Source organism: Cyanobium sp. WAJ14-Wanaka (genome assembly GCF_024345375.1).
Classification (GTDB): domain Bacteria; phylum Cyanobacteriota; class Cyanobacteriia; order PCC-6307; family Cyanobiaceae; genus Cyanobium_A.
Map to the genome: position 1 here is coordinate 875958 of NZ_JAGQAZ010000001.1, position 21169 is coordinate 897126.

General features: G+C 62.3%; 30 protein-coding genes. 16 read left to right on the top strand and 14 right to left on the bottom strand.

The features are described 5' to 3' along the window. Positions 1–4 precede the first annotated feature (4 nt). Positions 5–1246, bottom strand: a complete 1242-nt coding sequence (locus KBY49_RS04945; RefSeq protein ID WP_254934033.1) for a ferredoxin:protochlorophyllide reductase (ATP-dependent) subunit N — start codon at positions 1244–1246, stop codon at positions 5–7. A gap of 133 nt (positions 1247–1379) precedes the next feature. On the opposite strand from KBY49_RS04945, the gene KBY49_RS04950 reads away from it, so the two are divergent. Further along, positions 1380–2477 (top strand): TrkA family potassium uptake protein, encoded by a 1098-nt coding sequence (locus tag KBY49_RS04950; RefSeq protein WP_254933620.1) that lies wholly within the window; start codon positions 1380–1382, stop codon positions 2475–2477. Between the two features lie 42 nt (positions 2478–2519). Then, positions 2520–2912: a hypothetical protein gene (locus KBY49_RS04955; RefSeq protein WP_254933621.1), complete on the top strand. Its 393-nt coding sequence runs from the start codon at positions 2520–2522 to the stop codon at positions 2910–2912. 34 nt (positions 2913–2946) lie between these two features. Here the strand turns inward: KBY49_RS04955 and KBY49_RS04960 are convergent, their stop codons facing one another. Then, complete coding sequence (locus KBY49_RS04960) at positions 2947–3429, bottom strand: thermonuclease family protein (protein WP_254933622.1); 483 nt, start codon at positions 3427–3429, stop codon at positions 2947–2949. Between the two features lie 260 nt (positions 3430–3689). On the opposite strand from KBY49_RS04960, the gene KBY49_RS04965 reads away from it, so the two are divergent. Beyond that, on the top strand, positions 3690–4070 hold the full coding sequence (locus tag KBY49_RS04965) for an RNA-binding protein (RefSeq protein ID WP_254933623.1): 381 nt from the start codon (positions 3690–3692) through the stop codon (positions 4068–4070). Between the two features lie 65 nt (positions 4071–4135). Here the strand turns inward: KBY49_RS04965 and KBY49_RS04970 are convergent, their stop codons facing one another. Beyond that, complete coding sequence (locus tag KBY49_RS04970; protein ID WP_254933624.1) at positions 4136–5005, bottom strand: acyl-CoA desaturase; 870 nt, start codon at positions 5003–5005, stop codon at positions 4136–4138. Positions 5006–5107: 102 nt separating this feature from the next. Between KBY49_RS04970 and KBY49_RS04975 the strand changes: the two genes are divergently transcribed. Both KBY49_RS04975 and KBY49_RS04980 read left to right on the top strand, forming a co-directional pair. After that, on the top strand, positions 5108–6661 hold the full coding sequence (locus KBY49_RS04975) for a bifunctional aminoglycoside phosphotransferase/ATP-binding protein (protein ID WP_254933625.1): 1554 nt from the start codon (positions 5108–5110) through the stop codon (positions 6659–6661). Between the two features lie 10 nt (positions 6662–6671). Continuing rightward, entirely contained in the window at positions 6672–7625 is a 954-nt protein-coding gene (locus tag KBY49_RS04980; protein WP_254933626.1) for an isopenicillin N synthase family oxygenase, read from the top strand. 24 nt (positions 7626–7649) lie between these two features. Here the strand turns inward: KBY49_RS04980 and sepF are convergent, their stop codons facing one another. Together sepF and KBY49_RS04990 are read right to left on the bottom strand one after the other, a co-directional pair. Then, a complete protein-coding gene (gene sepF / locus KBY49_RS04985; RefSeq protein WP_254933627.1) occupies positions 7650–7928 on the bottom strand; it encodes a cell division protein SepF in 279 nt (92 codons plus the stop codon). A gap of 8 nt (positions 7929–7936) precedes the next feature. Continuing rightward, positions 7937–8374, bottom strand: a complete 438-nt coding sequence (locus tag KBY49_RS04990; RefSeq protein WP_254933628.1) for a hypothetical protein — start codon at positions 8372–8374, stop codon at positions 7937–7939. Positions 8375–8466: 92 nt separating this feature from the next. Here KBY49_RS04990 and KBY49_RS04995 point away from each other — a divergent pair, with 92 nt between their 5' ends. Then, entirely contained in the window at positions 8467–8667 is a 201-nt protein-coding gene (locus tag KBY49_RS04995) for a hypothetical protein (protein WP_254933629.1), read from the top strand. Here KBY49_RS04995 and KBY49_RS05000 read toward each other — a convergent pair. Then, positions 8664–9902, bottom strand: coding sequence for an NAD(P)-binding protein (locus tag KBY49_RS05000; protein ID WP_254933630.1), 1239 nt, complete (start codon positions 9900–9902; stop codon positions 8664–8666). The two genes, KBY49_RS04995 and KBY49_RS05000, sit on opposite strands and share 4 nt — an antisense overlap. 232 nt (positions 9903–10134) lie before the next feature. On the opposite strand from KBY49_RS05000, the gene KBY49_RS05005 reads away from it, so the two are divergent. From KBY49_RS05005 to KBY49_RS05020, 4 genes are all read left to right on the top strand, one after another. Continuing rightward, a complete protein-coding gene (locus tag KBY49_RS05005) occupies positions 10135–10269 on the top strand; it encodes a hypothetical protein (RefSeq protein ID WP_254933631.1) in 135 nt (44 codons plus the stop codon). A gap of 66 nt (positions 10270–10335) precedes the next feature. Beyond that, complete coding sequence (locus KBY49_RS05010; RefSeq protein WP_254933632.1) at positions 10336–11046, top strand: GAP family protein; 711 nt, start codon at positions 10336–10338, stop codon at positions 11044–11046. Between the two features lie 70 nt (positions 11047–11116). Next, positions 11117–11434, top strand: a complete 318-nt coding sequence (locus tag KBY49_RS05015) for a nucleotidyltransferase family protein (RefSeq protein WP_254933633.1) — start codon at positions 11117–11119, stop codon at positions 11432–11434. Continuing rightward, positions 11418–11813 carry a DUF86 domain-containing protein gene (locus KBY49_RS05020; protein ID WP_254933634.1) on the top strand — a complete coding sequence of 132 codons (396 nt, stop codon included), beginning with the start codon at positions 11418–11420 and terminating at the stop codon, positions 11811–11813. Before KBY49_RS05015 ends, KBY49_RS05020 begins: the two co-directional genes overlap by 17 nt. Before the next feature lie 59 nt (positions 11814–11872). Here the strand turns inward: KBY49_RS05020 and KBY49_RS05025 are convergent, their stop codons facing one another. After that, positions 11873–12223, bottom strand: a complete 351-nt coding sequence (locus tag KBY49_RS05025) for a hypothetical protein (protein ID WP_254933635.1) — start codon at positions 12221–12223, stop codon at positions 11873–11875. A 132-nt stretch (positions 12224–12355) separates the two neighbouring features. On the opposite strand from KBY49_RS05025, the gene KBY49_RS05030 reads away from it, so the two are divergent. The 3 genes from KBY49_RS05030 (at position 12356) to KBY49_RS05040 (ending at position 13730) form a co-directional block, all read left to right on the top strand. Then, a complete protein-coding gene (locus tag KBY49_RS05030; protein WP_254933636.1) occupies positions 12356–12610 on the top strand; it encodes a type II toxin-antitoxin system Phd/YefM family antitoxin in 255 nt (84 codons plus the stop codon). Positions 12611–12613: 3 nt separating this feature from the next. Beyond that, positions 12614–13027 carry a type II toxin-antitoxin system VapC family toxin gene (locus tag KBY49_RS05035; protein ID WP_254933637.1) on the top strand — a complete coding sequence of 138 codons (414 nt, stop codon included), beginning with the start codon at positions 12614–12616 and terminating at the stop codon, positions 13025–13027. Between the two features lie 478 nt (positions 13028–13505). Further along, the gene (locus tag KBY49_RS05040; RefSeq protein WP_254933638.1) at positions 13506–13730 is read left to right on the top strand and encodes a hypothetical protein; all 225 of its coding nucleotides are present in this window, start codon (positions 13506–13508) and stop codon (positions 13728–13730) included. A gap of 160 nt (positions 13731–13890) precedes the next feature. On the opposite strand, the gene KBY49_RS05045 is transcribed toward KBY49_RS05040, so the two are convergent. From KBY49_RS05045 to KBY49_RS05055, 3 genes are all read right to left on the bottom strand, one after another. Next, positions 13891–14289, bottom strand: a complete 399-nt coding sequence (locus KBY49_RS05045) for a type II toxin-antitoxin system VapC family toxin (RefSeq protein WP_254933639.1) — start codon at positions 14287–14289, stop codon at positions 13891–13893. Continuing rightward, entirely contained in the window at positions 14286–14606 is a 321-nt protein-coding gene (locus KBY49_RS05050) for a type II toxin-antitoxin system Phd/YefM family antitoxin (protein ID WP_254933640.1), read from the bottom strand. The genes KBY49_RS05045 and KBY49_RS05050 overlap by 4 nt, the downstream gene beginning before the upstream one ends. A gap of 394 nt (positions 14607–15000) precedes the next feature. Next, complete coding sequence (locus KBY49_RS05055) at positions 15001–15303, bottom strand: hypothetical protein (RefSeq protein ID WP_254933641.1); 303 nt, start codon at positions 15301–15303, stop codon at positions 15001–15003. 494 nt (positions 15304–15797) lie between these two features. Between KBY49_RS05055 and KBY49_RS05060 the strand changes: the two genes are divergently transcribed. Both KBY49_RS05060 and KBY49_RS05065 read left to right on the top strand, forming a co-directional pair. Next, positions 15798–16031, top strand: coding sequence for a DUF433 domain-containing protein (locus tag KBY49_RS05060; RefSeq protein ID WP_254933642.1), 234 nt, complete (start codon positions 15798–15800; stop codon positions 16029–16031). Beyond that, positions 16028–16342: a DUF5615 family PIN-like protein gene (locus KBY49_RS05065; RefSeq protein ID WP_254933643.1), complete on the top strand. Its 315-nt coding sequence runs from the start codon at positions 16028–16030 to the stop codon at positions 16340–16342. Before KBY49_RS05060 ends, KBY49_RS05065 begins: the two co-directional genes overlap by 4 nt. Positions 16343–16600: 258 nt before the next feature. On the opposite strand, the gene KBY49_RS05070 is transcribed toward KBY49_RS05065, so the two are convergent. The 4 genes from KBY49_RS05070 to KBY49_RS05085 all read right to left on the bottom strand — a co-directional run bounded on the left by KBY49_RS05070 (position 16601) and on the right by KBY49_RS05085 (position 19687). After that, positions 16601–16729, bottom strand: a complete 129-nt coding sequence (locus KBY49_RS05070) for a hypothetical protein (protein WP_254933644.1) — start codon at positions 16727–16729, stop codon at positions 16601–16603. Positions 16730–16755: 26 nt separating this feature from the next. Further along, positions 16756–17079: a helix-turn-helix transcriptional regulator gene (locus tag KBY49_RS05075; protein WP_254933645.1), complete on the bottom strand. Its 324-nt coding sequence runs from the start codon at positions 17077–17079 to the stop codon at positions 16756–16758. Between the two features lie 175 nt (positions 17080–17254). Then, positions 17255–18337: a calcium/sodium antiporter gene (locus KBY49_RS05080; RefSeq protein ID WP_254933646.1), complete on the bottom strand. Its 1083-nt coding sequence runs from the start codon at positions 18335–18337 to the stop codon at positions 17255–17257. A 30-nt stretch (positions 18338–18367) separates the two neighbouring features. After that, the gene (locus tag KBY49_RS05085; RefSeq protein WP_254933647.1) at positions 18368–19687 is read right to left on the bottom strand and encodes a cation:proton antiporter; all 1320 of its coding nucleotides are present in this window, start codon (positions 19685–19687) and stop codon (positions 18368–18370) included. A gap of 194 nt (positions 19688–19881) precedes the next feature. Here KBY49_RS05085 and bioA point away from each other — a divergent pair, with 194 nt between their 5' ends. Further along, positions 19882–21150 (top strand): adenosylmethionine--8-amino-7-oxononanoate transaminase, encoded by a 1269-nt coding sequence (gene bioA / locus KBY49_RS05090; protein WP_254933648.1) that lies wholly within the window; start codon positions 19882–19884, stop codon positions 21148–21150. Positions 21151–21169 lie beyond the last annotated feature (19 nt).

The window sequence follows — 21169 nt, forward strand, 5'->3', positions numbered from 1 at the left end:
GGGTTCAGGCGAAGGAGATGGCGCCGCGGCGACGCATCGGGCGGGCAAATAATTCGGCCAGGTCGCCGGCCTGGTCGCAGCCATGGATCGGGCTGAAGACCAATTCAATCGACCACTTCGTGGTGAAGCCCTCGGCCTCGAGGGGATTGGCCAGGCCCAGGCCGCAGACCACCAGGTCTGGCTTGGCGGCCCGTACCCGATCGAGTTGGCGCTCCACATCTTGGCCCTCGCTGAGGGTGATGTCATCGGGCAGCAGGGCCAACTCCCCATCGAGGAGCTGCCGATCGAGGTAGGGGGTGCCCACCTCAATCAGCTCCATGCCGCACTCCCGATGCAGGAAGCGGGCCAGGGAGAGCTCCAGCTGGGAATCGGGCAGCAGAAACAGCCGTTTGCCGCTCAAGGTTTCCCGATGGGGGGCGATGGCCCGCTTGCCCCGCTCCACCAGGGGATCGAGCACGGCGGCCACCCGCTCCGGATCAATGCCAAAGGCCTTGGCGCCGGCAGCCATCCAGGCGCTACTGCCCTCTACCCCCAGGGGATAGGGGGCCGTGACCAGCTCGGCACCACGGGCCATCAGGGCCCGGGCGGTGGAGCTCAAAAAGGGTTGGGCCAGCAGCAGTTTGGTGCCCTTGCCCACGGGGGGCAGCTCGGTGGAGCGGCGGGGCGGCAGGCTGCGCACGACCGCCACCCCCATCCGTCCAAATAGGTCCACCAGGCGGTCTTCAACCGCATCGGCCAGGGTGCCGGCGATCAGCAGCTGGGGTTCGTCGCTGCTGGGCAGCAGGGGTGACATCGCCGTCAGAGCCTGGTCTTCCCCCTGGGTGAAGGTGGTTTCAATGCCACTGCCCGTGTAATTGAGCACCCGCACTTGGCCCGCCAGGCGGGTGTTGAGCCGTTCTGCGGCCTTGCCCAGGTCGAGCTTGATCACCTCACTGGGGCATGAGCCCACCAAGAAGAGGGTGCGAATTTCAGGGCGGCGGGCCAGGAGGTCGGCCACCAGCCGGTCGAGCTCCTCGTTGGCATCGGCCAGGCCGGCCAGATCCCGTTCCCCCAGGATCGCTGTGCCGAAGCGGGGTTCGGCAAAAATCATCACCCCTGCGGCGCTCTGCACCAGGTGGGCACAGGTGCGCGAGCCCACCACCAGAAAGAAGGCATCTGGCATCCGGCGGTGCAGCCACACGATCGAAGTGAGACCGCAAAACACCTCCCTTTGGCCACTCTCCTTGAGCAGGGTTGGCAAACCCATCGCGCCTAGCCGATTCAAAACACCCATCTTGGCTACTCGCCTCTGGCCCCATCCGCCACACTCCGAGCAGAAAAATTCGGGATCGCGCCTTTAAGGTGAAACCACAGATCTGGATGTCCGGATCCAGATCGCCATGCCTGTTGCACCCTGGCGCCGGAGCCGCCGCCCCCCCTCCCGGCGGCCCCTAAGACCCTGGCAAGCCCCCCTGGCCCTGGCGATTGTGGTGAACGCCGCAGCGCTGGGCTACCACCTCACCCAAGGCTGGGACTGGGGAGATAGCTACTGGATGGTGCTGGTCACGATCAGCACCCTGGGCTTCAGCGACCCCCACACCCAGGTGCTCAATGCCGAGGGCCGGGTCGTAACCGCCCTGCTGATCGCCGGCGGCCTGGTGGTGGTGCAACTGACCATCCAGGCGCTGCTGGGGCTATCTGAATCCGGCTACTACAGGCGCATTCGCGAGCGCCGTTTTCGCAGTTGGCTTTCCACCATGCACAACCATGTGATTCTCTGCGGCTATGGCCGCATCGGCCGGGAGATTGGCGAACAACTGGCCCGCGAGGGGGTACCCCTGCTGGTGGTGGAGATGGACCCCGAGAGACAGGCCGCCGCCGAGGAAAGGGGCCTGCCGGTGGTGATGGCTGACGCCACCCTGGACGAAACCCTGATCGAAGCGGGCATCTACCGCTGCCGCTCCCTGGTGGCGGCCCTGCCCAGCAACGCCGCCAATCTCTACGTGGTGCTGAGCGCCCGGGGCCTGGCGCCCCAATGCCGACTAATCGCCCGCTCCGACAGCGATGAGGCCGGTCGCAAGCTGCGTCAGGCCGGAGCCGATGCGGTGGTGAGCCCCTACGTGAGTGGGGGTCGCACCATGGCGGCAACCGCCCTAAGGCCCCTGGCCGTCACCTTTATGGACCTGCTGGCGGGCTCCGACTGTGAGGTGGAGGAATTCCAACTGAGCAGCAACAGCGAAGACCTGGGCAAGCTGGCCGGCGCCAGTCTGGCGGAGGTCCAGTTGGGACGCCGCACCGGCGCCCTGGTGCTGGCGATCGTTCCCTCCCTCTCCCAGCGCGAAGGAGATGGCGACCAGGGCCTAATCGCTAACCCCAGCAGCGACGTTCGCCTGGAGGCGGGTCAAATGTTGGTGGTGATGGGCAGCAAGGAGCAACTAGAGCGGGTCGAACAACTTCTCGGCCCGGCGCTCAAGAGCGTGGATGCCATGGCCAATTAGGGGCTAGAAATGGGATTGAAAAATTATTTGCCCTATAAATCGATGGCCAGCAAGCTCCTGCAAGGCCTTGCCAAACGGGTGCTGCCAGCCCTGGCTGCCGCCTGTTGCCTGTGCCTGCCCCTGGCAACAGCGGCAAATGCCCAGGTGGAAAAATCCCAATTACGGGCTGCAAACCTGGCCAGGATGGAGGCCGAGAGAATCAATGGCGGCCTGGGCAACTACTTTCCCGCCAATTGCATGTATCAGCAGGGTGGCGGCTCCTGCCTGCAAAGCCTCAGTGACAAAGGCTATTTATTTAACTTTTTAGGTGGCGCCCCCGGCTGGGAAACCAACAAGCAGGCGGCAACTTTGCAAACACAAATCCTTGTGTCGCCAGATGGCAAAAGCATCAAATCAGTGATCTACAACGGCGCCCCCCAGGGCAACATTCCATAGGGACAAGCTGGCAATGATGGTCAAGGGATAACGGCTAAGGCCTGGGGTGTTGGGCCCGAAAATCCCACGGCAGAGCTAATCCTTCGCCAAGACCAGCTCCCCATACGCCGCGGCGAAATGAACGGGCGCTGAGTTCGGCTTCTCCGTAGCTTTCCTGGTCACAGTGGCTCCAATATCTCCGATAAACGAAGGCATCACCATCGCGAACCAAGGTGAGATTGACAGGCACAGGATTGCCGCTGGGGAATACCTCGGCAATCTGGCGCCCGTAGCGATCACTGCCCTGCAGCTTCAAGCCAACTGTGGAGCCAAGGGGAAGTAAACGCTGTAGGGCAAGCCGGGCAGCTGGACCGGCGGGTTTTTGGGCCATTTCAGGCGCGTCAATACAGGCCAAACGCACCCTCATCTGGCCAGCAGCAGCCACGACCGTGATCGTGTCGCCATCACCAACTGACAAAACCTTGGCCTGCAAATCAATTGGCGATCCAGCACGACCAAGGGAAGCGCCAAGGACCATCCACAGAACCAAGAGCGCTGCCGGCTTCGGCAACCAGCCCCGATCGGCGTACACCCAATCACCTCCCCTGCCCCAGCCAGAGCGTAAAGATCCGCCATCAGCCATGCACAGGTGCCAGCCAGGCGGTAAGGTGTTGGGTGATTCACAGATTTCTCTCTAGCAAGTTTCCGTTTCGAGAGTTTTTGCTTTCGCAATCAGCCAACTTTCTCTTGGGCCTTCAGCGGATCAATTCATAAGTTTTCTTGATTAGTTCCCAGTTCATGACCATTTACGTCGGCAATCTTTCCTTCGACGCCGAAGCGGAAGACGTGCAACACCTCTTCAGCCAATACGGCGAAGTGAGCAAGTGCAGCCTCCCCCTCGATCGCGACACCGGCCGCAAGCGCGGTTTCGCCTTTGTGGAGATGGCTAATGAGGCTGAAGAAGCCAAGGCCATTGAAGATCTTCAAGACGTTGAGTGGATGGGTCGCGCCATCCGCGTAAACAAAGCTGAACCCCGCGGTGGCGGTGGTGGTGGCGGCGGTCGCGGCGGCTACGGCGGCGGCGGTGGTGGTGGTGGCTACGGCGGTGGTGGCGGCGGCGGTGGTCGCGGCGGCTACGGCGGTGGCGGCGGTGGCGGCGGCGGCGGCGGCCGTTACTGAGCCCCTAGCTCCTCAAGCTGCTGAGTTAATAAGCACCCAAGAGCCGTCCCTTCGGGGGCGGTTTTTTATTGGGCGATCGCCGGATCTTGCTTCAGAGCCCTGGCCAGCAGGGCGCGATCGGAGGGAATCCGCAGCTTGGAAGCCCAGCCAAACCACTGCAACAAGCGAATAAATCGGTAGGTGGGATCGGGCAGCAGGCGCAGCTGGCCGCCGCGCAGGGTGAAGCCCTGGCGAGCCGAAGCCTGGAAGGCGTGGTGCATGTTGTGCCAACCCTCCCCAAAGGTGATTAGGGCCACCCAGCGGTTGTTGCGGCTGGCATCACCGGTGGCGAAGGGCTGGCCGCCCACCAGGTGGGCCACCGAATTAACGCTGGCCACCCCGTGAAACAGCACGGCGGTGCTCAAGCAAAAGGCCCCCAGCCAAGCCCAGCCCCCCAGCTGCCAGGAGAGGGCGGCCAGGCCCAATAGGGGCAAGGAATGGAAGCGATCAATTAGGCGCAGCACCGGATCAGCCTCCACATCCGCGGGCAATTGCTCTGGGAAAAAGCTGGGCGACAGCAACCAGCCGACCTGGGAATGCCAGAAGCCACCCCAGCCCGCCTGGGGCAAGAGGGGGCTGTGGGGGTCGGCGGCCGTATCTACATGGAGGTGATGTTGCTGGTGGTGGCCCTTCCACCAGCTCGGGCCCATCTGGCCGGCGGAGGCCGCCACCAAAGCTCCCAGCCAGGCCACCGCCTTGGGGGCCTGATAGCTGCCATGGGTAATCAGCCGGTGGTAGACGGCCGTGATCGCCAGCATGCGAATGGCATAGAGGCCGAGGGCCCAGAGGGCGGCGGCCAGGTCCAGGCCCGTGAACAGCAGGATCAGGCAACCCAGATGGCTGAGGATGATGAAGACAGGTCCGAGGGCGTAAAGCAGCATCAGGGGGAGTCCCAATCCGGGCTGGCCGTGCCGCAATTCAGGGCGCAAATCTGCTCCACTCGGCTGTAAAGGTGAAGCGCGACCCTAGTCAATGGCCCTTATTCCCCAGGAGCTGCCATGGATCCGATGATCCAAAACCTGCTGCGCCCCGAGGCCTACGGCCACCCGCTGGGGCCCGATGCTCCCCGGCTGCTCGAGACCCACCTCTCCTGGGTGCTGCTGAGTGGGCCCTATGCCTACAAGCTCAAAAAGCCCGTGGCCTTTGGCTTTGTCGATTTCTCCACGGCCGAGCTGCGGGAGCAGGCCTGCCGGGAGGAGTTGCGCCTGAACCGCCGCCTTTCACCAGAGCGCTACCTGGATCTGGTGCCGGTCTATGGCCCAAAGGAGGAGGCCAGCTTTGTGGCCCCTGAAGCAGTTGCCATCGAAGCAGTTGCCTCCCCACCGGTGATCGCCTGGGCGGTGCGGATGGTGCAATTCGACCAGGCCCAATTGCTGCCGGCGGCCCTGGCCTCTGGCCTGGTTGATGCAGGGGCCATCAGCCAGCTGGCCGAGGAGCTGGCGCAGTTTCACCGGAGTGCGGCCAGCACCGAGGCCGGTAGCGCCTGGGGCCAGCCCGATCTGGTGCTGCAACCGGTGCTCGACAACCTCACGGCCCTGGCCGATTGCCCGGCGGCCCAGGCCGACCTGGCCCCGCTCCAGGCCTGGGTTGGGGTCCAGGCCGCAGCCCTGGCCCCCTGGTTTCGGCAACGCCAAGGGGAGGGGCAGATTCGTGAATGTCACGGCGATTTGCACCTGGGCAACATGTTGCTGGGGCCAGCGGGGATCGAGGTCTTCGACGCCTTGGAATTCAGCGAAAGCCTGCGCTGGATTGATCCAATCAGCGAAATGGCCTTCCTGGTGATGGATCTGGCGGTGCGGGGCCGCCCCGATTTGGGCAGCCTGCTGCTCAACCGTTGGCTGGAGGCCAGTGGCGATGGGGCCGGCCTGCGGGGCTGGGCCTGGTACAGCGTTTATCGGGCCCTGGTGCGGGCCAAGGTGAGTTGGTTGCGGCTGAAACAAAGCGGCCTCTCGGCAGAGGAGATCAGCCAGGGGCAGGCCGACCTGGGGCAATACCTGGCCTTGGCCAGGGCCTGGATCGGGCGCCCGGCCCAGCCCCTGCTGTTGATGCACGGGCTTTCGGGCAGCGGTAAGTCGACCGAGGCGGCTCGGCTCAGCCAAATCCTGGGGGCCGTGGTGTTTCGCTCTGATGTGGAACGCAAGCGCCTATTCGGGCTTTGGGGCCAGGCACCAATCCGCCGGCTGGAGGGGGAGCTCTACGGCCCGGAAGCCAGCCGACACCTCTACGAGATCACCCTGCCGGCCCTGGTGGAGGCTGCAAGCGCCGGCGGCCTGGCGGTGATCCTGGATGCCTGCTTCCTCAAGCAACGCGAGCGCCGGCAAATGGCGGAGCTGGCGCAGCGCCTGGGCCTGCCACTAAAGATCGTGGTTTGTGGGGCGCCGGAAGCAACCCTGCGCCAACGGCTAATTGGGCGCGCCGCGGCCGGCAGCGATCCCTCCGACGCCACGGTGGAGGTGATGCAGCAACAACGGCTCTGGCTGGAGCCCCTCACTGCCGAGGAAGGGGCATTGGTTTTCTGCGCCGAGGCGGCTGGTCCAGCACTCTCCCCCTAGGCTCCAGGCCATGGGTCAGGCCATTTGCGACGTTGATTTGCTGGCCTTTGAGCGGGGCAGCGAGCTGGCCCGGGCCGCGGTGGTGGATGGGGTGCGGCGCAGCCTGCAAACGGGCTTTGTGTACACCAGCAGTGATCTCTCGCCCGACCTACTCGACACGGCCTATGGCCTATTGGCTGAGTTTTTTGCCCTGGCTCCCGAGAGCAAGCAACGCTTCGTGGCGCCGGGCTCGGGCGGCCAGACCGGCTACACCGGCCTGTTGGTTGAGACAGCTGAAGGCAGCAGCCATGCCGACTGGAAGGAAATGCTCAATTGGGGGCTGCCCCTCCCCGCCAACCACCCCCTCAGGCGCCGCTATCCCCTCCAATACCCCGAGCGGGTGCTTCCCGAGGAAGTGGTGCCAGGCATTAGCAGCGTGCTGGAGACCTTCCACAACGCCATTGCCGATCTTCAGCGCCGCTTTCTGCGGATCATTGCCCTGGGGCTGGGTTGCTCGGAAGACTTCTTTGAGGAAATGACCAGCGATGCCCCCACCCTCACCCGGGCAATCCGCTACCCCCCGATGGCCGATGCCCCGGCCGCCGGCCACGTCTGGGCGGAGGCCCATGGCGACATCAACCTGATCACGGCCCTGCCCCGGGCCACCGGTCCGGGCCTGCAGGTGCAGGTGGAGGGGCAGTGGCTGGATGCCCTGCCGCCAGAGGGGCGGGTGATCCTCAACACCGGAATCATGCTGGAGCGGCTCAGCAATGGCCTGATCCCCGTGGGTTGGCACCGGGTGGTGGCGCCGCCAGGCAGCCAGCGGGAGCGGCTGAGCGTGGTGCAGTTTTGCCATGCCAGGCCCACCACAAGCCTGGCCCCCTTGGCCTGCTGCTGCACTCCCGAAAATCCCCAGCGCTACGCTGGCATCAGCGCCGCCGACGCCCTCGAAGACGTGCTCTACCGGATCAATTTGCTGGCTTAGGCGCCAGCCAGCTAGCCAGGCGCCCTAGGCCAGGGGGGAGCCTGAATCGCGGCGCAGGGAAACCAACTCGGGGGCAAACACAAAGGTGAGGGGCCCCAGGCACTCGGCATGGCCATCAAGGGCTTCCACCCCACCAGCCACGAAATCAATCAGGCGTTGGGCCTCGCCCACCTCCATGCCGCTGGCCTGGACCAGCACGGTTTTCTGCTCCCGCACGTTGTGGACAATCCACTCCGCCTCGGCAAAACGGGTGGGCCTGAACACCACCACCTCCGGTCGCCAATCGCCAAAAGCACTTTGCATCGCTTGGCTCAGTGGCGGGGCCGATGGCGATTACAGCTGCCCACCAGTTGGCGGTCGGCCTCTGCCCGCCGACAGACGCGGCGAAATGGGGCAAGACCAATGCCGTAGAGATCTTCAAAGGAATGGTTGGCAGAGATCACCGAAACCAATCCACAGCGATCGACCTGCTGTTGCAAGGTTTGCTGGGGTTGGTTGACGATGCTCTCAAACAGCTGACCCAGGCGCACGTGCTGCAGGGCCTGAAACGGGGTCTTGCCGCGGCAGTGGTCGAAGCAGAGATCAAGCCATTCGCCGTTTAGCCCCATCAGAAGGGCTACCGCTTCGAGCTCTATGGCTTCTTGAAAATGCTCCCCGAAATAGCCGATCACCCGATTTACCACCGCCCACTGATCAGCCAGGGTTTCTGGCACCCGGCGGCATCTCCTGGACTCTGGGACCACCCGCATCAGATCTCCCCCAATCTCCCTATCACTAAGGAATAGCCCTGCCACGGGTGGAAAGCAATGATTCAGTGGTTGTTGTTAGTGAGCGTTGCCCCATGTCAGCCCCTGAACACCGGCCCAGGCGCTTTGACCGCCGCCACCTGCTGCTTCTGATCTTTGCCCTGGCCTGCATTGGCGGCCTGGTGCTCTGGGTGGCCGAACTCGACCTGGTGCTGGATCAGACCCTCACTCCAGCTGCGCCTAACCAACCAGTGCAAAAGCAACCCGCGCCCAGCAAACCGGCTACTTCGCCCTAGTGCCGCTGCAGCTGGTTGACCAGCAGCGCCGCCAACTCCTCGCCCCGGCGCCAGGCCCCTTCGATCCGGCCAAAGCCCACCCCGGCCAGGTAGTCGCCGCAGAAGCCCACGCGGCTCTGGCGGCAGAACATCAATTCGGTGGGCAAGCCGGGCGCCACGGGGAAGGCCGCCGCCCAGCGCATCAACTGCCGTTCGCTGGCCCCCAGGGTTTCAAGCCGGCTCTGCCAGCCAGCGGCATCCCCCAGCCAGGGGGCCAGCATCTGCACCAGGGCCGAGGTGAGGGCAGAGATCACCGTTTCCTCCCTACCCCCATCGGGGGGTAGCTGGAGCATGGTGGCCACGGCGGAATGGCTGCCGTAGACATCGAGATGGTCGGCGGCGAAAACGTCGCTGGAGTGCACCACCACCCCACAGCGACCATCGGCCAGGGGTTGGATCGAAACCCGCCGGATGCCCCAGCGCTGCTGGGCAGGGCCATCACAGTGCAGCAAGCCAAAAGGCAGGTCGAGCCAGGCATGGGCCCAGCCCTCGGGGATCACCAGCAGCAGGTTGCTGCGGGCCTCTACGCGAATGCCGGCAATGGTGGTAAGGGCATGGTCGAGTTGGAGGTCGCCAAGGCTCGCCGCGGCCGTTTTTAGGGGCGCTTCCGGCCAGCCAAAGAGCAATTGGCTGCGGGGATGGGCAAGCAGGGTGCTGCTCAACACCAGCCAATCGGCCTCAACCAGCAGCTCCCGACCTACGCCCAGCAGGCGCCAGGGCCCACCGCGCGGGCGCTGCAGATGCCGCACAAAGCTGCCGAAATGCTGCTCAACCTCGGGGCCGGCGAGCTGCAACAGCCCCTTGCCCAGCTGGTGCATGCCGCCCTTCCCCACCCAAAGCCCGCCCAGGCCATAGGCATCAGCCAGGTCCAGCCGCAGCTGGGCCTCGCCCTCTAGCCGTGCCGCCCGGCCAGCCCAGGGCTCCAGCCAGCCCCCCTCCAGGAGGGGAGCCAAAAGCTGCGGATCGGGCGCACCGCTGAGGTTGAGCAGGGGCGCCCCATGGTCGAGGCGAAAGCCCCCATCGAGGCGGGAGAAGCGGGTGCTGGCCCTGCCGCCCGGGCCCCTACCCGTTTCCCAGAGACTGATCGGTGACTGCACCCCCAGGCGACGCAGCTGGGCCACCAGGGCGCAACCGGCCACACCAGCACCGATGACGGCGATGGACTGGGAGGTCGAAGGTCTAGCCGTTGGAGCCATTGTTGCCAGGATGCCAACGGCAGGGCCAAAACGGCAAAACTGACCCGTGTCCTGATCCGAAGACGCAGGCCACCAGTGGCAAATTCGGGGCTTAAGAATGTCTTAAGCTGAAAGTGTTAAGGCCAGACGGTCGGTCGCTAAGCAATTTGCTAAGCCGCCTGCCGTTCACCCAAGACCCAAGGCGTCCAGTCTTTAGGAGCAAACCTCAGTGAACGAAAACCATCCCGTTTTCATGTCGCTTTCCGCCCAGCTCAGGGCCATGCGGAGCGCCTACGCCGAGCAGCCCAACGAAGTGACCCGCTACCAGGTGGTGCGCATCGAGACCCTGATCCGGCAGTGGGCACCCGAAAGCGCAATCGCTAGCTAGGAGCTAGGCGAACTCCACGAACAGGCCAAAGATCTTCGAGAATCGGCTTCCACCTGTGGCTGCCCATTGGTCTCCCTGGCCCTGCTCACCCCATCCCTGATTACCAAGTCTTCGCTGTTTGGCATCGTCATTGCCTTCAGCCCCCTCCACATTGGGGTGGTGAGCCTCCTATTGCTGGGCCGCTCGCCGGTGCAACGGGCCCTCACCTATGTGGCCGGCTGGGCTGCGGCCAATGCCCTGGCCATCACTGTCTTGATGGTCATCGGTGAGGCCTTCTCGATCAGCCTTAGCCATGGCGAAAGGGAGCAGGTATTGATCGACCTGCTCGGTGCTGGTGCCCTAATTGGCCTGGGGCTCTACCAGCTGACGCCCCAGGCAAACCTGGGGGAAGAGGGCATGGCCCTCAAGTTGATGAACCAACTGCCCGACTTCAGCAGCCTGGCCCTGGTGGGCGTGGGTGCGGCAAGCGCCCTGCTCACCCCAGAAAATTTGGTTTTCTACCTAAAAGAAGCGGGACTGCTGCTGCTCAATGAACCGGGCCTAACCGCTGATGCCGAGGTGACCGGCATCTTCACCTTGGTGGCCAGCTCCCTGCTGCTGTTGCCCCCCCTGGCCTGGCTGGTGAGTGGCGGGGCGATTCGCGAACCCCTCGCCAAATTGGAAAACTGGCTCCAGCACAAGGCCGAATGGCTGGTGGGCGTGCTGGCTCTTTTCCTTGGCGCCTACCTGCTCTACGAGGGCCTGCATGGCCTCAACCAGATGGGTGCGCTGGCTTAAAGATGCTGATCGGATGCAGGATTAATCGGGTGGTTTGGAACTACTTTGAGACGGAGGGCAGAAGCCGGTTATGAACCCAGTCGATTTAAGAACCTCAATCAGCCGCGACCAGGTCGTTGCGCTGCTAACGCAGCACTTACCGGAATGGCGCAGGCTTTATGGCATCCAGGAGCTTGCCCTGTTCGGCTCCATGGCCCGCAATCAAGCTTCTGAAAACAGTGATGTGGACCTGTGCGTGAGCCTGGATCCCCCCAATCCCTTCGCACTGGTTCACTTTCAGCAGGCCGTACAGCAGCAGCTAGGCAGGCGCGTGGATGTTGTGACTCGCTGGCCCGGCATGAATCCGGCCCTGATGAATGAGATCCAGCAAGATGCGATTTCCATCTGAACAAGAGGAGCGGCTTGCGGTATCCGTCATCTCTCAGATGCTCAGCCTGATTGAGTCAGTCTTGAAGCGCATGAAGACCGTTTATTCTGCGACTGATCTCTCCAAAACAGAAGCAGGCCGTTTGCTTCTGGATGCGGTCTGCATGCAGTATCTAGCTCTTGGTGAAGCAGTCAAACAGCTCGATAAACTCACTGGCTTTACATTGCAAGAGCAAGTCCCGGAGCAAGACGGGAAAGGAATGATGGGCTTTCGGGATGTACTGGCCCATCAGTATTTCAATATTGATCCCCGCCAGGTTCTTTGGATCACACAAGAGGCGTTGCCTTCTCTTCTCCAGAACCTCAAACAGATCAAGGCTTCCTGTGAAGCTTCTGGATAGTGGCTAGTAGCTAATTGATGATGACTGCGAGCTCCTGCAACGAGGTCTCGGGGGTAATTTCAGCCATTCATCACAAGCTGCTTAGCGCTCTGCCTGGGGCGTTGTCTTTGTCGGAAGAATTGCTGTTGATCGTCTTCCGGTAAAGCGGCCAGCTCAAGCTCCAAGAGCTTGCGGAGATTCCAAACCGTGGGATTGCGATTGTTAAAACTGAACAGCCGCATGTTGCCCAGCCGGCGGCTCAGCAAGACGCCTTGCTCCTCCAGTCGCTTCAACTGACGCTGGGTCATGTTGAGGCCAAAGCCAAAGGTCTTGGCGATGCGCTGGGCATGGCCCTCGCCGTAGCACTGCAAAAACAGCAGCACGCATGCCGCGGTCTTGTTGCCAAATAAAGCTTCCAAGACAGGGTTCATCGAACAAGCCCGCCGCTGAGCAACCCCCAATAGGGGTTAACTGATAGCCATTTTGAGTGGGCCTTCGCTGGGGAGAAAGGCCCTCGCGAGCCCTTTAGACTAGTCATCTAACTAGTCTGATGCAAACAAATCATGACCATCTGGCCTGTGCAGCACGCAAAGGCGCGCTTCAGTGAGTTGCTCGACGCCTGTCAGAGGGAAGGCCCCCAGGTGGTGTCGCGGCGCGGCACCGAAGCCGCGGTACTCGTGCCAATCGAGCAGTGGCATCGCCTACAGGCTGCCGCCAGGCCCAGCCTCAAGCAGCTGTTACTGGCACCTAATGCCCGTATCGAAGAGCTTGTGCCACCCCGCGGTGGTGCCCGCCGTCGGGCTGTGGTGGAGCTGTAGGCCATGGCCTTTTTGCTCGACACCAACGTGGTGTCTGAACTACGCAAGCGAAGCCCCCATGGCGGCGTGCTCGCCTGGATTCAAAATGTTGATGATGCCGATCTGTATCTCGCCAGCGTGACCATCGGCGAAATCCAGGCCGGAATCGAAATCACCCGAGAACAGGACCCTGCCAAAGCAGGCGAGATTGAAGACTGGCTTGAGCAGGTCTGCACCACCTTCAACATCCTCAACATGGATGGCCCTGCATTTCGCCGGTGGGCACAGCTGATGCACCGCCAGTCCGAAACCCTCTACGAGGACGCGATGATCGCCGCCATCGCCAAGGTGCATCAGCTCACGGTGGTTACCCGCAACGTGGCCGATTTCAGCCGTTTAGATGTTCCCCTGCTGAACCCATTCACTGGGGGCGGCTAGCCGAGCTAACAGGGGCGACTGAATTAACTACAGACCAACCAACCACTCCCCATTGATCTAGGCGGTTATCTGCATCCTATTAAGGCCCAGCCAAAGGCAGCAAATTGGCGCTGTTCAGGGGAAGCCCCTAAGGCCAACTTGAATTCATCTCACCGAGGCAAATCCCATGACTACCAACATCTGTTGCTGCACCGTTTGTGGTTGCGGCTGTGGCAAGGCCGGCTGCACCTGCGGCAAGGCTTAGCTCACACTCCGCCCAACGCCGCACCACGGCGGAAGGCGGCTAAAGAGGTCACAAATTGGGCGTCGGTGCGGGATTTCAAGGCCCACCTATGCGAATGGCTCGGCCGCGTGCAGGCCGGTGAGGAGGTGGAAGTCACCTCCCATCGCAAACCGAGCGATTGATGCAGGTCTGAGCTGGTCGTCAGCGCAGCGGCACGGCCCGCCAGAATCAGCACACCACGTCGGTTCACGCCAGATGTCTGATCACAGCCCCCGCGAAATGATCCGGGCCCACGCCTATCCCGTTCTGGCTGCCGTCAGCACGGTGGCATTGGTCGTGATTGCTGCATCCCTGGCCCCTATATCCCAACAGGCGAAATACCAAAACCGTTGCGTAGAAGAGATGCTGCGCCAAGTCGGGACCAAAGCACCAGCGATTGTGCATGCGATCGCGGTCAATAGGTGCAGCGGTGGCTCGTAGCGCTCAGCGCCTCCACAAACGTGTATAGCCCCTGGCGCTGTACCAGCCCAAGGGGCAGCTGTTGCCGCCCTTACTGGGAGGGCAATAGCTGGCGGATCAGGTAATCGAGCACTCCTTACGCACCACCAAGCCAGCTATGTGCTCAAGGATCTTTTGGATCTCACCAGAGGATTTGGCAGGGGAAGGTGGAGAGCTGGGGATCGGCGCTGAGCAGCACCAGATGATCCAGTTCGGCCTGGGCGGCCAGCATGCGATCAAAGGGATCACGGTGGGGCTGGCTGTAAGCGCCCGCCCGCAGGCCATGGGCCAGGGAGATCGGCAAACCTTCAAAGCCATCGGCCTGCAGTAAACCAGACAGATCGTTGATGGCGCCGTCCAGTTCGGGCAGCTTGCCCTGGTGGTGCTTGAGGCTGAGCTCCCAGACAGAAGCCGCACTCACCAGCACTGGCGTGGCTGGGTTGCTGAGCAGCTCGCGCACTGCGGTGGAGAGGCGATCGGGATCAAACCACCACCACAGCAAAGCGTGGCTGTCGAGCAAATAGGACTCGCTACTGCTCATGGCTGCGGCACCTCAGCCAGCAGGGGGCTCGATTCCCAGAGCTCCAGCTCACTGGGGTCGATGGGTTCGAGCAGCACGTTGGGCTGGCTGAGGGGACCCCGGCTGCGCAACCGGCCAGGGATGCGCTGGGGAACCGGCGGCGCCAGGGGCATCAGCCGCGCCCAGGGTTTGCCGGCCTTGGCGAGCACGATGGTTTCACCGGCATGGGCCTCATCGATCAGGCGCGACAGATGGGTTTTGGCCTGGTGCACGTTCACCATTCGCATGGAATCCCCCTGCATGGCACCCTCTGCCATTAACTGAGTTAGTTTAGCCATGGACTAAGTCCACTGTCATCTGGACTGCAGGACATGCTCTTGCTACTGGTGTAGGGCCTCGGTCAGGGCTCCCAGCGCCTCCTGGTGGAGGAAGGCCGGGTGCTGATCGAAAAGGAACCCACGGAGGGATCGCCTGGCAGCGAAGGCCTGCAACGGCTGCCAGGGCCCACGCCGACTACGGAGCTCAGGGCGGTTCGCGACACACCGTGCTGGCCTTTCCTGGCCTGCGGCTGATCAGTCCATCGCCAGATTGACCAGCTGCTGGGCCCCTATCTCCCAAAAGGCGAAACACCAAAACCGTTGCGTAGAAGAGATGCTGCGCCAAGCCGGGACCAAAGCACCAGCGAATGTGCACGCGATCGCTGGCAATAGGTGCGGCGGTGGCTCGTAGCTCTCAGCGGCTTTTAACGCAGTAGCTGCTGGAGCTGAACCAGCCCAGCGGGCAAGAATTACCGGTTTTCTGGATCGCCTCGCGATTATTGCTGGGGCTGCTGAGGCAGTAGTTGCCCGAGCCATAAAAGCCCAGGGGGCAGCTGTTGCCGCTTTTCTCAATGGCGCCACGGGTATTGCCGCCCTTACTGGGCACGCAATAGCTGCCGGAGCTGTAGTAACCGATGGGGCAGCTACCCGCTTTTGGCAGGGGCCGCACCGGCTGCTGGGCCAGGGCGCTGCTGGCAATGGCAGATAGCAGTGTCAAGGCAGCGGCAGCTGAAAGCCAGATTGGTTTTGGCATGGCTGTCATACGAGATCAGGTCGTGGCTGTTTGAGTGATGCGGCAGAGGCGATTGATCTGCTCGGCCTGCTCCTTCTTTTGCCAGAACCACAGCTGTGAATGCCCACCACTAATAGCATTTGTCAAATGCTTCATCGAGCACCGTGAGCACCACCATTTAGCTCGTCCCCACCATTGATGCCCGGCTAGAGCTGATCCAACAGGGGATGGATGAACTTGAGGATTCTTACCTGGGTGCCCTGGAAGCTGAGCGGGTGCGAAGGGGTGAATCAAGCACCCGCTCCATTGATGTCGTGATGCAAGACATTGGGCTGGGCAGTTGAGATTTCCAGTGGGTGATTACAGGCTTCTCTGCGAGCTGATGGTCGAACGGATGATGGTGCTGGAAGCCTGGGATTGGTTGCTTGGGAGCTGAGAGCCCCTTCCCTCACTAGAATTGTTCCAATTACGCGGCGAACATGACCAATCTGCTCGATCGCATCACCATCCAGCCAGCCATCTGCCACGGCAAGCCCACTATCCGCGGCCTGCGCTACCCAGTTGAGCTTCTGCTCGATCTGCTCGCCGCTGGGGCCAGCCATCAAGAGATCCTCTCTGATTATCCGGATCTTGAGGACGCTGACATTTGCGCTGCACTGGCCTATGCCGCACAACTGACCCGCGTGCAGAGTGTTGAACTGCTCTCCGCATGAATTCACTGCCGGCTGAAGGTTGCGACACACTGCATACGTTGGATCTTCCGGATGGCAACCGCACACCCGATGCATTGATTAGCACACTTGCTGATCAACAACAAAGAGTGGTCTTTAGCAAAGATACTGACTTCATCCAGAGCCATCTACTGCAAGGCACGCCGAGGCAGCTGCTGGTAATCGCCAAAGGCAATATCCGCAATGCAGAGCTCAGCGCACTTGTGCTCAATGCACTTCCTCTTCTAAAAAACCTTTTTGCAGCACACCAACTGGTTGAGTTGCATCGCTCCGCCATTATCATTCGCCAATAATCCAGCCCATATCTCATCTGCGCAGACGTTGCTGCAATTACAGCTGGCGGCACCCAATACTTCCCCAAGCAGAAATGTTTTCAATCACGCCCGTGCACTGCAGCTGACGGCCTGATCCGACCAACAGGAGCCCGAGCCTGCTCCCTACCCGGCCAAAGTGGGGGCAATGAACTCCGAACAGCTCCAGGGCCTGGCCGTGCTCGCTCTGGCAATGGTGCCGGTGGCCCTGCTGTGGTGGATCTGGATCCGGATGCTGCATTAACGCTTAAGCCACGTCTCAACCAGGGCCCGTGCCCCCAGCACCGCAAACACCGACACCGCCGCTGTAGCGCCGAGGTCGCCGCCGATCCCCGCCAGCCTGGGATCAAAACCCCATCCAGTAGGCAATGGAAGAATTCCATGCTGGAAGCCGTTTAGGTGGATTGGAATTGCAGCAACTGGTTTTCAAGCCTTTGCTTAAGGCGGGATTGGACAAGATTGCACAACTGATCGACCAGATCACCCTCGGTTTCCCAAATCGTGCGGACACCATCACGCTCGCAGCGCACCAGGCCCGCCCGCTGCAGCTGGCCGAGCTGACGGCTGATGTGGGACTGGGAAAAGCCTGTGGCATCAATCAGGGAGACCACATCCATGGCGCCGCCGCGCTTGAGCTGACTGAGCAACTGCAACCTTGCTGGCTCGCTCAGCAGCCGAAAGAACTGGCTGTATTCCTCCAGCAGCTGGGGGGAGGGCATGGAGATCGGCTCACCCATTGCAATCACCTATGACGATAAAAGCATCATGGCTGGCGCCACCCCGCTTGCACCCCATCTCAGCGACAGGGTGTTCAGGGAGGGGTTTTCTATCCTGCCCATCGGCTCGGCCTTGATGAGCGGGCTCGAGGCTTGGAAGCGTCAACCCATCCACCTATTAGGTAGTTCGGGATTTCCTCATCCAGGCCAAGGCGCTCCAGGTGACAAACACCAGCACCGCCGGCAGAACCGCCACCAAAACCACCAGCCGAAATTCATCCACTGCCGCGGGGAGCATATTCAGCACCAGTTGCTCCACCAGATAGAGGCCATAGAGCCCCAAGAGCAGACCGCCTTCCAGCCTGGTGATCACGCCACCACTCGAGAAAATTGGCACGCAGACCAGGGTGGTGAGCACCATGATCGGAAAATCCCTAGCCACCATTAGGGGATCAACCCCCAGCCCGCGGGTCCCGGAAACGGTGGCGCAAATCCCCAAGATCACTAATTGGTTGAGCAGATTGCTGCCGACCACGTTGCCGATCGCCAAATCCGCCTTGCCCCGATAGGCCGCCACCACGGAGGTCACCAGCTCTGGCATCGAGGTGCCCGCTGCCACGATCGTCAGACCAATAACGGTTTCACTTACCCCCAGCCCGAGGGCTGCAGCGGTGGCCCCTTTCACCAGCAGTTGGGAGCCCCAAATCAACAGCCCCAATCCCGCCGCCAACTTGATGGCCGCTACGGGGGCAGAAGCCTGGCCTTCGTTTTCAAATTCCTCCTGCACCTCGGCGGGCTCCTCCTTGGCGCTGCGCATTTCCCACAGCAGGTTCAGCACCGTGCCCGTGAGTAGGGCCAGGCCGGCTTGCCAGGTGAGCCGTCCCCCGGATGCCATTCCCCAGGTGAACATCGAAACCCCCAACAGCAAGGGCACATCCCGCCTTACCAGGCGACTCTTGACCCGCAGGGGCATCACCAGGGCACTGACCCCCAACACCACCAGCACGTTGAAAATATTGGAGCCCACAATGTTGCTAACGGCCAGGGCATCGCCGCCGCTGCCGCCCTGGAGGGTGGAAATAAGGCTTACAAACAGCTCGGGGGCACTGGTGCCAAGCGACACCACCGTCAGACCAATCACGATCTGGGGGATCCCCAGCAGCAGGGAAATGGCTACGGATCCCGCCACAAACAGCTCGCCGCCGCCAAATAGCAGCAGGATCCCCACCACGATCTCAACCAAACTCAAGCCGTAGGCCATAGATGGGCTTTGTTTCGGTTCAATTCTGCACTAAGTCTCGGCTGGGATCACAAGCCTCAACAGGATTGGAGCCAGGAAGGTGGTGCCGATCACCATCAACAAAATCGCAGCCTCCAGGGCAGGGGTAAGAATCCCAGCCTGGCTACCCAGGCCCAAAAAGATCAGACCCACTTCGCCGCGGGGCATCATCCCCAGTCCCACCACGAGTCGATTGGTGGGTTCGGCACTCAAGTAACTCCAGCCAGCGGCCACCTTGCCGGCAATCGCCACCAAAAGCAGGAAGGCCGCCACGATCAGGCCCTCCCGGTTGGCCGGATCGAAGGGATTGAGCACCGACAGATCTAGGCCGGTGCCGATCAGCACGAAAAAGACGGTGGCAAACAGGGCCATCAGGGGCTTTACGGCGGCTTCAATGTCGTGGGAGTGCTTGGAGGCGCTGAGGATCAGGCCGGCGGCAAATGCCCCCAGGGCCGCCTCCAGGCCAATCGCCTGGGCAACAAAACAGCAGAGGGTGAGCACGAGAAAGCTCGCCACCGCCACATCACCTGGGGCCTTGAGCTGGTCCACCAGCCAGTCGAAGGCCGGGGCTGCCTTACGACTCAGCACCAGGGCTACGGCCACAAACGCCACCGCCACCAGGCAAAGCTTCAGCACCGGACCCACGCTGAAGGCCCCCCCACCCACGATCGCAACCACCACCGCCAGGATCACGATGCCGATGATGTCGTCGAGCACGGCAGCGCCGATCACGATTTGGCCCTCACGGCGCTTAAGCCACTTGAGCTCACCAAACACACTGGCGGTGATCCCGATTGAGGTGGCCGTCATGGCAGCCCCCGCAAACACCGCAGGGATCAGCGGCACATGGAATAGGAAGTAGAGGCCGGCCGTACCCAGCACAAAGGGCAGCACCACCCCGGCCACGGCCACCGTGGTGGCCTGCACGCCCACGGCCACCAATTCATCCAGCTCGCTTTCCAGGCCAGTCAAAAACAGCAGGGCATACAGCCCCAAAAGGGAAACCGACTGCAGGTTTGGGAAGGTTTCGGCATAGATCTCCCGCACCGCATCCGGGCTGATCTCGGCTAAGGAGGCCAACAGCCCGGCAACTCCCGCACCAATCTGGGCCTGGGTTTCGGGCGGCACAATCAGGTGCAGGCCCGAGACGCCGATCAACACGCCGGCCACCAGCTCCCCCAGGATCGTGGGCAGCTGCAGCCGCACCATCACCTCGGCAATGGCCCGGGCGGCAATGAAGATCACCACAAAGCGGCCCACCTGAATCAGGGTCTCCGCCACCTCGAGCTGGTGGGAACTGAACTCCAAGAGCAGCGGGGGAATGGGGAACATCAACATCACACAATTCCCAGCTTTATGGGTGAGGGGCGGCGCCAGTTGGGGAGGGGGAACGGCCCGGAGACCGATGCCCTAACCCTGGGCGGCACTGCCTATTGTTCATCGCCAACCAATACCTGTAGTAATGACAACCGCTTCGGCGCCGCCGTACTGGTGGGCATCACCCGATCACCTAGAAGCCTGAGTCGATGAGCTGGCATCCCCACCTCTGGCACCCCACCACCCAGGTGGCGGTGGCCCCCGAACCCCTGCGGGTGTTGGGGGCTAGGGGCTGCCTACTGGAACTGGAGGACGGCCGTCGCCTGATCGATGCGATCAGCAGCTGGTGGGTGACCCTGCACGGCCACGCCGAACCGAGCATCGCCGCCGCCATCGGCCGCCAGGCCCTGGAGCTGGAGCAGGTGATCTTCGCCAACTTCAGCCATGGCCCCGCCGAGCAGCTGGCCACCCGCCTGGCCGCCCTCACCGGGCTGAACCGGCTGTTCTTCTCCGACAACGGCTCCACCGCCGTGGAGGTGGCCCTCAAGATCGCCTGGCAGTGGTGGCGCAACCAGGGCAGCGACCGGCGCCAGTTGATCGCCTTTGAGGGGGCATACCACGGCGACACCTTCGGGGCGATGGCCCTGGGTGACCGCTCGATCTTCACCGACCCCTACGACGCCCTCCTATTTGATGTAGCGCGAATCCCCTGGCCCCACACCCATTGGGGTGACGAAAACCTCGAACAGCGCGAGGCCGAATCCCTGCGCCAGCTTGAGATCGCCCTGCAAACCCCCACGGCGGCCCTGATCGTGGAACCCCTGATCCAGGGGGCCTCCGGCATGCGCATGGTGCGCGCCAGCTTCCTAAGGGAGGTGCAAAAGCTCCTAAAAGCCAGTGGTGCCCTACTAATTGCCGATGAGGTAATGGCGGGCTTTGGCCGCACCGGCTCCCTATTTGCCAGCCAGAGGGCTGCCCTCCAGCCCGACCTAATGGCCCTCTCCAAGGGGCTCACCGGGGGGTTCCTGCCGATGGGGGCAACCATGGCCAGTGAGCGGCTCTACCAGGGCTTCATTAGCGAAAACCCCAGCCACACCTTTTTTCACGGCCATAGCTTCACCGCCAACCCCCTCGGTTGCGCCGCAGCCCTGGCCAGCCTCGATTTACTCCAGCAAAATCCGGAGCGCTTCCAGCAATTTGAGGCCCGCCACATTCCCCAACTGGAGCAACTAAGCCTCCATAGCCAGGTGGCTCGGGTGCGCTGCCTGGGCACCATGGCCGCCTTTGAACTGGAATCGGGAGCCAACAGCTACCTAAACCCGGTGGGGCGCCTGATCCAGCGGCTTTGCCTGGAGAAGGGGGTATTCCTCAGGCCCCTCGGGAATGTGGTGTATCTGCTGCCACCCCTGGGGATCAGCGACAGCCAACTGCAGCAGTGCTACGGCGCCCTGGAATGGGCCATCAGCCAGCTGCCCTAACAGGGCCCATCGACCTGGA